Source organism: Flavobacterium sp. N2820 (assembly GCF_025947285.1).
Taxonomy (GTDB): domain Bacteria; phylum Bacteroidota; class Bacteroidia; order Flavobacteriales; family Flavobacteriaceae; genus Flavobacterium.
Window position 1 is genome coordinate 2,857,362 of the sequence record NZ_CP110008.1, and the last position, 13,391, is coordinate 2,870,752.

Below are 13,391 nucleotides of genomic sequence, written 5' to 3' on the forward strand. Positions count from 1 at the left end.
AAAATTGCTGACATCTATCATGTTTTTGCTTTGATTTATTGAGTAACTTTATGTCAATAAATAATCAAGGTCATGAAACAAAAGGTTCCTGTGTCAACAATAATGACAAAAAATGTAGTAAAGTTAAATTTATCAGATGATTTAACAAAAGCTGAAATGCTATTCAAAAAGCATCATATAAGACACATTCCTGTTGTTTATAGCAATAAGATTGTAGGGATGTTGAGTTATACCGATTTGTTACGAATTTCATTTGCAGACGCAATTGACGACGATGAAGATGTTGTAGATACAACGGTTTATAATATGTTTACAGTTGAACAAGTAATGGCAAAAAAATTAGTTTCTATTACGCCAGAAACAACTATTAGAGAGGCTGCAGAAATTTTATCTAAAAAAGAGTTTCATGCGCTTCCTGTTTGTGAAGGAGATTTATTAGTGGGAATTGTAACTACAACCGATTTAATAAAATATTTGATTGAGCAATATTAAAAAATCTGACAGGAATTTTCAGACCTGTCAGATTTTATTATTTAAAAGTATGAATTGTACTATTTTGTAATTGCTTTTAAGTCTGCAATAGTTGCAATGGGATTTTGAGCGCCAAAAACATAACTTCCTGCAACTAATACATCAGCACCAGCATCAACTAATTGTTTAGCGTTTTTATTGGTTACACCGCCGTCAATTTCAATTAAAGTTGGAGCATTTTTTTTGTTGATTAAAGCTTTTAGTTTTTCAACTTTAGAATATGTATTTTCAATGAATGATTGCCCTCCAAAACCTGGATTTACACTCATAATACAAACCAAATCAATATCCTGAATAACATCTTCTAATAAATCAACATTTGTATGAGGATTTAAAGCTACTCCAGCCTTCATTCCTTCAGCTTTTATAGCTTGAAGTGTTCGGTGTAAATGTGTACAAGCTTCGTAATGTACGGTTAATATATCTGTACCTAATTTTTTGAATGTTGTGATATATCTATCAGGATCAACAATCATTAAGTGTACATCGATAGTTTTTTTTGCATGTTTGTTGATGGCATCTAAAACAGGCATTCCAAAAGAAATATTTGGAACAAAAACGCCATCCATAATATCAATATGAAACCAATCCGCTTCACTAGTATTAATCATTTCGATATCGCGTTGTAAATTTGCAAAATCAGCAGCAAGAACTGATGGAGCAATAAGTGTGTTTTTCATGTTGTGTTATTGTAGCTATGTTGTTTTGGCAAAGGTACAATAATTTAAAATATTCCAAGTTTAAAAATGTTGGACAATGAATTGGGAATGTTTCATTTTGTAGTTTTTGTAAAAAATAAAACTCCGGTAATCAGCCGGAGTTTCAATCATCAATCAAAAAACGAACAGTTTTAAACTGTTGTTATTGTAATTTAGGTGTTATCCTAAATATGTTTTTAATATTTTACTTCTAGAAGTATGTTTTAATCGTCTAATTGCTTTTTCTTTAATCTGACGCACACGCTCACGAGTTAAATCAAATGTTTCACCAATTTCTTCTAAAGTCATTGGATGTTGATCGCCTAAACCAAAATATAAACGCACTACATCAGCTTCTCTTGGAGTTAATGTTTCTAATGCTCTTTCGATTTCAGTTTGTAAACTTTCGTGAATTAATTCTCTGTCAGGATTTGGAGATTCACCTGAACGTAAAACGTCGTATAGGTTTGAATCTTCACCTTCAACAAGTGGTGCATCCATAGATAAATGACGTCCAGAGTTTTTCATAGACTCTTTTACATCATTCACGGTCATGTCTAATTCTTTTGCAATTTCTTCGGCAGAAGGAGGACGCTCATTAGATTGCTCTAATAACGCATACATTTTATTGATTTTATTAATCGAACCAATTTTGTTTAATGGTAAACGAACGATACGAGATTGTTCTGCTAAAGCTTGAAGAATCGATTGACGAATCCACCATACAGCATATGAAATGAATTTGAAACCACGTGTTTCGTCAAAACGTTGAGCGGCTTTAATTAATCCTAAATTTCCTTCGTTAATTAAATCAGGAAGTGTAAGTCCTTGATTTTGATATTGTTTTGCTACTGAAACTACGAAACGTAAATTAGCTTTTGTTAATTTTTCTAAAGCACGTTGATCTCCGGCTTTAATTCTTTGTGCTAATTCTACTTCTTCGTCAGCAGTAATAAGGTCAACTTTTCCAATTTCTTGTAGGTATTTGTCTAAGGAAGCAGTTTCACGATTCGTAACCTGCTTGGTAATTTTAAGTTGTCTCATTTATATTTTCTCCTTACTTTTTAAAAGTTCTGATAGTTATACGTATGTGGTTTCAAAAAAGTTACAAAAGTTTTAGAAAAAGTTATTACAGTATTGAATTTTCAATTTTATGGATATGAAATTCAATTTTTTGATACATCTTATTAAAGAATATTTTTCGGTCTTTTTTGCCAGATTGGTTCATTGATTTTGAGTTTGTTAGTTGATTAGAAATGTAATCTTGTTGTTCTTTACATGTTTTTTTATCAGAAGTAACAAAGTATCCAAGTGCATTGTAGGGTAGAAAAAAAGCAGATTTATTTTTTGATGAAAACAATGCCGTATTATTCAAAATTAGTAATTCATTAAAATATAGTTGAAAAATATCGGCATTTGATTCACATTTTCTTTCAATTTCAGTTATAATTTCTTTTATATCTTTTATGATGTGTAAGGCATTTTGATAGTTTAATAATCCAGCTTCAAAAAAATAAGTTACTTGTTGTAGTGAACTATTTATGGTGGTGTCGTTCCAAATTTCAATTCTTTTAGCTTTTTCAAAGAAATTCTTTAAATAATTATTTTCATTAAATACAGTTTCCTCAAAAGCAAACTGCTCAAAACTTGAAGTTTTTTCTTTATTAAGTAGGTTGTACCAGATAAAAAATTTGAATTTGGAAAACAAAGTTCCTGAAACTGCATAATTCATAGGAATATCTTTTGCAGCATAGAAAATTGTTGTTTCGTTAGGGTTTATGGTTGATACTATCGCATTAGTTGTTTCAAAATAGTTTTTAAAATCATACAAGGTTTCGATTTTTTTTGTTTTTTCCATGATTAAATGGTTTTTATTACAAAATAAGGTATCCATGGAAATTTTATAATGCTTGCAAAGTTGTATGGTTTCTTCAATTGAAAATTTGCTTTTCAATGAAATACGTCGGTGTGCAGCATCGTAGCTAATATCTAGTATTTTGGCTATTTCATCATTTAATGAAATGCTTTTTGGTATTAACGTTCTAATGGTTGCTAAAAGAACTTCTTGATGTTTCATTTTTGCGATTTTCACAAATATATAAAAAAATATTATTATTTAGCACATTTAATTTTGTGAAATATGAAATAGTTTTGGTCTGCTAATTCGATAGTATGAGAAAAATAATTAAAGAGCATTTAGCGTCTTTTCGGGAGAAAGATCTAAAACAGTATTCAAAAATTGTGAATCAGTATTTTAAACGAAAGTGCCGATTTGTTTTCGTGTTTTTATTGGTTTCATGTAGCGTTCAAAACCAGATTAATAAAGAAGAATTTAAAAGAATTCCTAAAACTATGTCGGTTCGCTTTTATGATAAATTAGACACTATTACAACGCAATTCGATAATAGAATTGTTACACGAAGTTTTATAAAAGATTTTTCAAATAAAAATGATATTGATTTTTCAAAACCAATTCATCTTGAAATCAAACAAAACGAATTGTATTTGAAATTTGAAGACACTTTCAACAAACAATATGTTTTAAAGTTTTATGGAAAACAACATAATAAAAAATTTGTTTTTTATACCAATTATGAGACCATTACTTTTCCTATACTTTTCATGAGTAAACAAATGACAAAATACTCAGTTTATTTGTCAAATAATAATGAAATTATATTTGAAGAACACAATGTTAGCGAAGGGATGCTCTTGTTTATTGGAGGTAGTCAGAGTTCAGGATTTGATTATAAATTTAAAATTATAAAAGATGAATAAGTTATTAATTTTACTTTTTATGTGTGGTTCGGTTTGGGCGCAAGACACTATTGTTTTTCCTAAAATAGATGTTTTTAAACGAAATATTTTAGAAGTTAGTTATGGCAAACCGCTTGGAAACTTAGCGAGTAAATATGAAAGCTCAATCACAACAGCTTTTTATATGCGTACGAAAATTGCAAAGCGTCAGTTTATTGATTTTGGCGTAGAATTAAGCGGAATTGTGAATGGAAAAAGTGTTGATTATAAAGTTGAAAATGAAAATATTCAATTAGATGGAAGCAAATCGGCTCTTTTCTTAGGGTTTCGGTACACTCGATTTTTAATACAATCTAAGAATGAAAATTTTCATATCGAATCTAATTCAGGAATTGGGTGGAAATATCTTCATTATTCAAAGCCAGAAGATGAAATTTATGATGAAATGGATTTGAAGCCTACTTTAAATACTATAGCCGTTACCCAAGGCATAAAATTTGTTTTTTATGGTTTTGGTTTGCATTGCAATTATCATTATGCTCCTTATGATTTTTTTAATTCAAAAGTTGAAAGAAATTTTGGCGGTTCATCAATTAATTTTGGTGTATCAGGAAGCTGGAATTTCTAGCTTTTCAAATTAAAAAATCCCAATTCAAAATTAATGAATTGGGATTTTTTTATTGGACAGAAAAATATTCTTTAACAACAATATGTTTTCCGTTATTAGTGAAGCCTTCTAGTATTATTTCAAAATTACCTTTTATGTCTGAAGTATAAAATTCTACAGAAGATTTTTCTTGGTCCATTTTAATAGCTGGATTCCATAATAATTGGTATCTAAAGTCTGGAATTCTTTTAAAATCGTCTGGATTTTCATAGTTAGGAGTAATATATTTTGCAGAAGAACGATATCTTTCAATAGAAAAAGGTATTATTTCTTTTGGGATTGAGGTGTAATTTTTATCAAAAGTAATAATTGAAATTAATCCACTAAATATTTTTGAACCATACACATATGCTTTATTTACAACACTTATTTTGTATATGTTTTTTGTGTTATAATTAAATAATTCGTTTACATTTTGAATCATTAATCCATCTATTAAAACCAATGCTTTTCCATAAGAATCGCCACTTGTTACATAATCTCTAATGTGTAAGCTGTATTGATCGTTATTTTTCTTAAAATAAACGGATGGAATAATTTCAATAACAGTTTCTTTTAAAGTTGGAAATCGTTTATAATCGTCTAATATATAATCCGTTTGATTTGGATGATAAAAAGGAACAAATTGTTGATTAGTTGAAATCGTATCTTGTTCCGCATAAGTGTTCAAAATTTGGCAAGAAATAAGTCGCTCTTCAATTTGATTTACAAAATTTGGGTTGATATAAATTTCTTCCGTTTCATTTTTCTCTATCAAGATTGAAGTAGGATTATTTAGGATGATTTTATAATCATTAGTTTCATCATCAAGAACCTGCAAATGGGCATTAGTGTTTAAAATATTTTTATCTAACACAAAATGGAATTCGCCATTGGCATTGGTTTTAAATATTTTTAAATCAAATTTTTCTCCAGTAAAGGATAGGGCAACATTATTATTAATAAGACTTTTGTTTGGATTTTCTGTACTTATTCTGCCTGATAATAATTCGCCTCTTACTTCTGGTAAAAATGAAGCTTGTTGAACATTTTGATTCAATATATTTGCATTAGATGTAGTAGAGCTGTTGAATTGCAGACTATCTAATTTTCTAACAGATAATGAAAAATTTCCTAATTCATTTTTTAACTCCTTTTTTTCTATATCTATAATTATTTTTTTTCGTGGCGAAAATATTTTTTTGTTTAATACTAAAGATATTTCATTGTTAGCATTAGAAGTTTCAATTTTTTCAAAACGCTTAGGCGTCTTTTTTTCTACTTTATTTTGAAATGGTTTAAATGGATTTATGATAGTAATTTCGGTTTCAAAGTACTTATTGTTGGAATTATTTTGCATCCAACTTGTATAGCCAACAAGTTTGTATTTTCCAGTTTCAAAGTTTGTTGAAATAAAAATTTCATTGTTTCCAACTCCACTGTTTAATTCAATTTTATTTCGAGAAAGGCTTTCACCTTTGCTATTAAAAAGTTCAATGTATGCAATTTTACTAATTGAGCTTAAAATGTTATTTGAGTTTTCAAAACAATAAACTTTGTATAATAGTGATTCACCAGTTATAAAAGTAGTTGAATTAGTATGAATGTATATCGATTCTGCAGGTAAATTATTTTCCTGAGATAATGCAATTGTATTAAAAGTAATAATTGCTAGCGTTAAATAAATGATTTTTTTCATTCCCAAAAGGTTGGTATTACGTTAGATGAAAAACTTGTGCAATCTCCACATACTGGCTTTACCATTTTGAAAATAACACCTTCGTTTTGATAGTACACTAATTTACCTGTTAGATATCCTGATTTTAAAGCAAAAAAACCATTTGCGACACAGCTTGGACCAAAACACGAACTATCAAACTCTTTTATGTCACAAACATCTATATAATCTGGAAATAATTGTCCTGGAAAAATGTCATCATAATTAAAAAATATTCTTTTTGATGAAACAGAAGCAACATTGAAAATTCCAATTACTTTTTCATTTGGATTATTTGTACATTGAATGTTTCCATAGATAAAACCAGGTTGAATTTGAGACAATACGTTTCCTGAATTTGAAAAACTTTTCAAAATTCTATAAAAATTATAGGAATCAAAACTTTCAACATATTGTGTAACAAGAATGCTGTATCGATTAGCAATACTGTAGTCGTCTTGTGGTATAAATCGTATTGGAAAATTCGTAATTCTATCTTCTAATAATTCATTAGTTGATGTGATTATAATATCATTTGATATATTGGTACTGTAACAAGTTCTTGTTTCAGGGTCATCTCTGAGAGAAATTTCAATTGAATTGTCTTCTTCAAATGTTAGTTTATTTGGAGACCATCTTGGAACTATTACCTTATACGTTTCTTCATACGTATAACGATAATATTTTGAGGTATTTAAAGGGTCAAAACTAAATGCAGCGATTTCGACTCCACTAACACCGTTGCTTATAACTGGAGTAGCAGTAATGCTATCAAGAGGTGTTGCTGTAGTTAATGTTTCAAGATTAGAAACATAATTATTTCCATTAGATGTTTCAATGTCTAATCGATAATTTACATCGGGAATTGCTTGAAATGTAATAGTTGATTTGTATGTTCCATTAGATTCTACAAAGTCATAAACAGAACCATCGTCACCATAAATTTTTACAATGGCACCTGTTTCGTTTTCATTTTCATTTTCATCAAGTCTAAATGTTCTTGTAAGTTTTACTTCATGTTGTTTTGCTTCATTGGTAAGAACAGCTTCAACTACTAAAGCGCTTTCATATGTGCTTGACTGAAGCGCATATGGCTCAGTACAACTAACTATTGAAAATATCAAAAGCAATTGTAAAATTGATATAATATTACTATTTTTTTTCATAACTAAAATTTAAAGTTATAGGTTATTGTTGGAACTGGAATTGAAAAAATAGAAGTTTTGTATCCCTTTATTTTGCCGTTTTCAGTTACAAAGTAGATTGAATAAGGATTGTTTCGTCCTAACAAGTTATAAATTGAAATATTCCAAAAACTATGCGCTAATTTTTTGATTTTATGATTTCCTTCAATATTAAATCCAACGTCTAATCGATAATAATCAGGAATTCTAAATTGGTTTCTGTCGCTATACAAGGTGTATTGAGCGCCACCATATTCATAAGTTCCAATTGGGTATGTTATTGGTCGGCCCGTTTGATATATAAAATTTGTAGAAATACTATATCTTTTAGTGAATTTATAATTTAAAATCAAACTCATGTCATGAGGTTTGTCGAAGTTAGCGGGAAAATATTTTCCATTATTTACTATTTCTTCAGGAAAATCACTTTTTAATTTCACTAAAGTTCTTGAATACGTATAGCCTAACCATCCATTTAATCTACCACTGGTTTTCTTTAGTAAAAATTCAATTCCATATGCTTTTCCTTCTCCTTGAATTACTTCCGTTTCAATGTAATCATTAAGTATTAATTCTGCACCCGTTTTATAATCTAAAAAGTTAGAAGATTTTTTGTAATACGTTTCTAAACTTAATTCATAAGGAGTGCCTTTGAAGTTTTTATAAATACCTAAAGTAACTTGTTGTCCAAATGTAGGTTTTATATTTAAATCAGAAAGTTTCCATGTATCGGTAGGAGATTGTGTTGTGTTAGTTGAAAGTTTATGCAAATATTGATAATTAGTATCATAACTCGTTTTTAAAGATATGGTTTCATTTAATAAATATCTAAAAGCCAAACGATATTCTAACCCGTTATAGGATTTTATGATTTCATTGTTTTTATAGCTAATTTCATTAATCACATTTTCATTATTAATGGGCATACCTTGTTCATATTGCCTTTGAGAACCTTCCCCAAGCGCAAGAAAATTTGAAAAACGAAGTCCAGCGGTTAATGATAGTTTATCATTTAACGTAAAATTATCCGATAAAAATAACGCACTTTCTAATCCTTTCTCTTTATTAATGGATTTGTAGGTTAAAATTGAGTTTTCATCCTTTGGTTGAAATGTTCCAGGATTGATATTGTACAAAGTTGAATTAAGGCCATAAGTGATTTTGTGTTTTTTATTCAAATTGTAAATTCCTTTGTAAAATAATTTAGTTTCATTGACTTTGTAATCAAAATCAAACGAGTTTAAATTATTGCCATCATAGCCAATATTAAATTTATATTCAGAATTGGTAACTCCAGCTTCTGCATTGCTTTTCTCACTGAAATAATGTTTGACTTTTAAACCAAGTACTCTGTTGCTGTAGTTGTATGATGAATCAATACTAAGATTAAATTTGTCACTACTGTAATATGTTAGTGCTTCAAGGGTTGTTTTGTCAGTTATTTTGTGGTTGTATTTTAGAAATAAATCATAAAATGAGGCATTACTATTTTTAATTTCTTCATTATCAATCATTTTTAAGATCCAATCAGAGTAAGTTGCTCTACCTCCAACTAAAAGGCTAGATTTGTTTTTAATAATGGGAACGTTTAATGTAATATTACTTGTAACAGGGCCAATTCCGCCTTCTCCAGATACTTTTTGAGTATCTCCTTTTTTGTTTGAATATCAAAAACTGAAGCAATTCTTCCTCCAAATTCTGCTGGAATACTAGCTTTATATATTTCGGCATTATTAATTAAATAAGGGTTAATCGATGAGAAAAACCCAAAAAAGTGTGTAGGATTATAGATGGTTGCATTATCCAATAAAAACAAGTTTTGATCTTCTTTTCCACCTCTTACATTAACTCCAGAAGATCCTTCGCCAGTTGTTTTTATTCCAGGCATTGTAGTCGCAACTTTTAGAATGTCTCTTTCACCTAAAACCATTGGGACATTTTTAACTTCTTCCATATTAAATGAAGTTACGCCAGTAGTTGTGTTTTTTATGTTGTTATCACTTTTTGCTTCTACAATTACTTCATTCAATTCAGTTATTGATTCTTTGATGTCAAAATTCACAATACCACTATTGTAAACCATTATATTGTGAATGGTTTTTTTGAAACCCATAGAAATAATCTCAATTGAATATTTTCCGTAAGGTAATTTTAGTTTATAAAAACCATTGTTATCTGTTGTGATAACTATGTTTTTTTCTAGAATTCTAACAACTGCACTCGCAACTGGTTCTCCATTGTTTTTATTGGTAACAACGCCGCTAATCTCATACAGAGTTCCTCTTTTTTCTTTGGATTCTTTTCCAATTATTTTTAGAGATTTATTTTCTTCGCTGTTAGCAGTGGCAGTACTTTCATTAGATAATAATTCAGGTGTTATCTCTTCATTAATTTTATCAATATCATCTGATTTATTGAGAAATAAAGAAGATACTTTACTGTGAATTATATTATTTTTTGAAAGAACTACTTTGTTGTTACTTATCAAATAATTGATATCTGTTTCCTTAAAAAGTTCACTTAAAACTTCCTCTAAAGTAGCAGATTCTAAAGTAAAATTTACTTTATTGTTTGAGTTTAGCCACTCGTTTTTAAAATAAAATTGATAATTTGTTTTACTTTCAATTTCTCGAAGACATTCCTCGATTGTTAAATTATTAAATTCTATTTTAATTTTTTCTTCTTGTGAAAAAACAGTGCAAGAACAAAAAAGCAATAATAGGATAAATTTTAATTTCATATTAAAGATTGATTTATTGTATTAAAGTGCTTATTTTTTTTATCATTTTTTCAAAAAAAGCATCTTTATCTGTTTTTAATAATGAAGTGTTTTCATTGCTAAATTGTTTTAAGTCTTTTTTTAAGGATGGAAATATTTTTATTAAATCTTTGGTGTTTTTTATTTCGTAAAAAACATTATTTAATGAAAGAATGTATCTGTTGTAGTTTTGAAAACGGTTATAAATTCTTTGATTGTTTATAAATTCTTTAGTATCTTTTTTATGTTTAATGTAAAAGTTTATTTTTTCACTTTTAAAATTTTCTTCAAAATATCCTTTTACAAAATCAATGCTGTCGTTGGTTGCGAGACTTAAATTTACAAATGTTTTGTTTTTTAAAGTAAATGAATTTACGTGCTCAGAAATTAATTCTATACCAAAATTTTCAGATTCCCCAAAAGGTCTAAAAATCAGAATGTCTCTATGGATATCATATTTTAGTGATACATCAGCATAGGTTTGATTTTTATATTGAAGTGTCTCAATAGAATATTTAGTGGTGTAAAATTGGTCAGTTTCAAGTGTTTTAAAACTATTAGTAAATAATTTACCATTACTAATTACGAGATTTTCTTTTTTTAATTCATTATCAAAATAGCTTTCTACACTATTTTGAGCGTAAGAAATTAAACTAAAGAGTAAGTAACTTGTAAAAATTATTTTTTTGAAAGCCTTATTTTTCATTTTTTCAAATTTTAAGCAAGTTAACTCTTTTTTGTGAAGTAAAAAGTTAAAATTATTCTTACGAAAGTTTTGTGGGTGTTTTATAACTAAAAACCCCAATTCAAATTAATGAATTGGGGTTTTTTATAAACTACTAATTAAAAGTATTATCCTTGAGGTGTATCCTTTTTTTCAATTGGTCTTTCTTCTCTTGGAGGTCTTGGTAAAAGTGCTTTTCTAGAAACCTTTTCTTTTCTAGTTTTAGGATCCACTCCTAAATATTTTACCATAAATACATCTCCCATATTTACGACATCTGTAACATTTTCTGTTCTTTCCCAAGCTAATTCAGATACGTGTAATAAAACCTCATTTCCTGGTGCTTGTGTATATTCTACAACTGCTCCAAAATCTAGCATTTTAATTACTTTTACTTCATAAGCTTCTCCCATTACTGGTTTAAAGATGATAGAATCAATTTTTGCCAATACTGTTGCAATTCCGTCTGGATCAGTTCCTAAAATTTCAACTACACCTTGCTCATCTACTTCATTAATTACAATGGTAGTACCCGTAGCTTTTTGTAACTCTTGAATTACTTTTCCACCAGGACCAATTAAGGCTCCAATGAAAGCGCCAGGAATAGTTCTCATGATGATTTTTGGAGCATGAACTTTCACATCTGCATTTGGTTTTGCTAATGTTTCAGTTAATTTTCCTAAGATATGTAAACGTCCATCACGAGCTTGAGCTAATGCTTGCTCCATGATTTCATATTTCAATCCGTCAATTTTAATGTCCATTTGACAAGCTGTAATTCCTTCTGAAGTTCCAGTTACTTTGAAGTCCATATCTCCTAAATGATCTTCATCACCTAAAATATCAGATAAAACCGCAAAACGTTCTCCATCAGTAATTAGTCCCATTGCAATTCCAGAAACTGGACGAATCATTTGAACTCCAGCATCCATTAAAGCTAATGTTCCAGCACAAACAGTTGCCATTGAAGACGAACCGTTAGATTCTAATACTTCAGAAACAATTCTGATAGTATACGGATTTTCAGCAGGAATCATGTTTTTTAAGGCACGTTGCGCCAAGTTTCCGTGACCAACTTCTCTTCTTGAAGTTCCTCTTAACGGACGAGCTTCTCCTGTTGAAAATGGTGGAAAATTATAATGTAAATAGAATTTTTCTTCTCCTTGTTCTGATGGTGAATCAATTTGGTTAGCTTCTCTAGATGTTCCTAAAGTTGCAGTTGCCAAAGCCTGAGTTTCTCCACGTGTAAATAATGCAGAACCGTGAACTGATGGTAAATAATCTACTTCACACCAAATTGGTCTGATTTCAGTAGTTTTTCTTCCGTCTAAACGCGTTCCTAAATCTAAGGTTACATTACGAACGGCTTCTTTATTAACTTTATAGAAGTATTTAGATACTAAATCTCCGTTTTCAGTTAATTCTTCCTCAGTAAATAATGCTTTTACTTCTTCTTTTACAGCATCAAATGCAGCCGAACGTTCGTGTTTAGCCGAACCTTTGCTTGCAATTGCGTATATTTTATCATAAGCTGCTTCTCTTACTTTAGCGTAAATAGCATCATCTGATTTTTCAGTTTCGTAAGTACGAACTTCTTTTTTTCCAAATGCAGCTGCCAATCTTTCTTGAGCGTCGATTTGTACTTTAATATGTTCATGAGCAAATTTAATTGCTTCTACCATTTCTTTTTCTGAAATTTCTTTCATTTCGCCTTCTACCATTGCAATAGAATCTCTTGAAGCTCCAATCATCATATCTATATCAGATAATTCTAATTGTGCACGCGAAGGATTAATGATGAATTTGCCATCAATTCTTCCAACTCTTGCTTCTGAAATTAAAGTTTCAAATGGAATGTCAGACAAAGCAAGCGCTGCCGAAGCTGCTAAACCTGCTAATGCATCTGGCATAACGTCCTCATCATGTGACATTAACTGAATCATAACTTGAACTTCTGCGTGGTAATCACTTGGGAAAAGTGGACGTAAAACACGGTCAACTAATCTCATGGTTAATACTTCGCTATCGCTTGGACGTGCTTCTCTTTTAAAGAAACCACCTGGAAAACGACCAGCTGCAGCAAATTTTTCACGATAATCTACCGTTAACGGTAAAAAATCGATACCTGGACTTGCTTTTCTTGCGGAAACAACTGTACCTAAAATAACAGTTTTTCCAATTCTTACTACTACAGAACCGTCTGCTTGTTTAGCTAAACGTCCTGTCTCGATTGTGATGCTTCTGCCATCACCTAAATCGATGCTTTCTACAAATAATTGTGGAATCATAATTAATTCTCTAATTGATTAAACATGGGTTTTAGTTGTGTTGTTGTTGTGTGTAGTTGTTTGTAACCCAATGAAAAACCAAACTTTT

At 29.5% G+C, this 13,391-nt stretch carries 12 protein-coding genes; 3 read left to right on the top strand and 9 right to left on the bottom strand.

Annotated features, from left to right (window positions below):
* The first annotated feature begins 72 nt into the window (after positions 1-72).
* Complete coding sequence (locus OLM52_RS13420; RefSeq protein WP_264549001.1) at positions 73-492, top strand: CBS domain-containing protein; 420 nt, start codon at positions 73-75, stop codon at positions 490-492.
* 59 nt (positions 493-551) lie between these two features.
* Here OLM52_RS13420 and rpe read toward each other — a convergent pair whose 3' ends face one another.
* From rpe to OLM52_RS13435, 3 genes are all read right to left on the bottom strand, one after another.
* Positions 552-1,211, bottom strand: coding sequence for a ribulose-phosphate 3-epimerase (rpe, locus tag OLM52_RS13425; RefSeq protein WP_264549002.1), 660 nt, complete (start codon positions 1,209-1,211; stop codon positions 552-554).
* A 198-nt stretch (positions 1,212-1,409) separates the two neighbouring features.
* Positions 1,410-2,273 carry an RNA polymerase sigma factor RpoD/SigA gene (locus OLM52_RS13430; protein ID WP_008256407.1) on the bottom strand — a complete coding sequence of 288 codons (864 nt, stop codon included), beginning with the start codon at positions 2,271-2,273 and terminating at the stop codon, positions 1,410-1,412.
* Positions 2,274-2,358: 85 nt separating this feature from the next.
* Positions 2,359-3,306 carry a hypothetical protein gene (locus OLM52_RS13435; RefSeq protein WP_264549003.1) on the bottom strand — a complete coding sequence of 316 codons (948 nt, stop codon included), beginning with the start codon at positions 3,304-3,306 and terminating at the stop codon, positions 2,359-2,361.
* 95 nt (positions 3,307-3,401) lie between these two features.
* Between OLM52_RS13435 and OLM52_RS13440 the strand changes: the two genes are divergently transcribed.
* Positions 3,402-4,007 (top strand): hypothetical protein, encoded by a 606-nt coding sequence (locus OLM52_RS13440; protein WP_264549004.1) that lies wholly within the window; start codon positions 3,402-3,404, stop codon positions 4,005-4,007.
* Positions 4,000-4,614, top strand: coding sequence for a hypothetical protein (locus OLM52_RS13445; RefSeq protein WP_264549005.1), 615 nt, complete (start codon positions 4,000-4,002; stop codon positions 4,612-4,614). The genes OLM52_RS13440 and OLM52_RS13445 overlap by 8 nt, the downstream gene beginning before the upstream one ends.
* Before the next feature lie 49 nt (positions 4,615-4,663).
* Here the strand turns inward: OLM52_RS13445 and OLM52_RS13450 are convergent, their stop codons facing one another.
* From OLM52_RS13450 to OLM52_RS13475, 6 genes are all read right to left on the bottom strand, one after another.
* Complete coding sequence (locus tag OLM52_RS13450) at positions 4,664-6,331, bottom strand: hypothetical protein (RefSeq protein WP_264549006.1); 1,668 nt, start codon at positions 6,329-6,331, stop codon at positions 4,664-4,666.
* Positions 6,328-7,515: a DUF4249 domain-containing protein gene (locus tag OLM52_RS13455; RefSeq protein ID WP_264549007.1), complete on the bottom strand. Its 1,188-nt coding sequence runs from the start codon at positions 7,513-7,515 to the stop codon at positions 6,328-6,330. Before OLM52_RS13455 ends, OLM52_RS13450 begins: the two co-directional genes overlap by 4 nt.
* Before the next feature lie 2 nt (positions 7,516-7,517).
* Entirely contained in the window at positions 7,518-9,047 is a 1,530-nt protein-coding gene (locus OLM52_RS13460) for a TonB-dependent receptor plug domain-containing protein (protein WP_264549008.1), read from the bottom strand.
* Positions 9,048-9,121: 74 nt separating this feature from the next.
* Positions 9,122-10,273 (bottom strand): carboxypeptidase-like regulatory domain-containing protein, encoded by a 1,152-nt coding sequence (locus tag OLM52_RS13465; protein WP_264549009.1) that lies wholly within the window; start codon positions 10,271-10,273, stop codon positions 9,122-9,124.
* Positions 10,274-10,286: 13 nt separating this feature from the next.
* The gene (locus tag OLM52_RS13470; protein WP_264549010.1) at positions 10,287-10,997 is read right to left on the bottom strand and encodes a hypothetical protein; all 711 of its coding nucleotides are present in this window, start codon (positions 10,995-10,997) and stop codon (positions 10,287-10,289) included.
* Between the two features lie 146 nt (positions 10,998-11,143).
* Entirely contained in the window at positions 11,144-13,303 is a 2,160-nt protein-coding gene (locus OLM52_RS13475; protein WP_264549011.1) for a polyribonucleotide nucleotidyltransferase, read from the bottom strand.
* Positions 13,304-13,391: the final 88 nt, after the last annotated feature.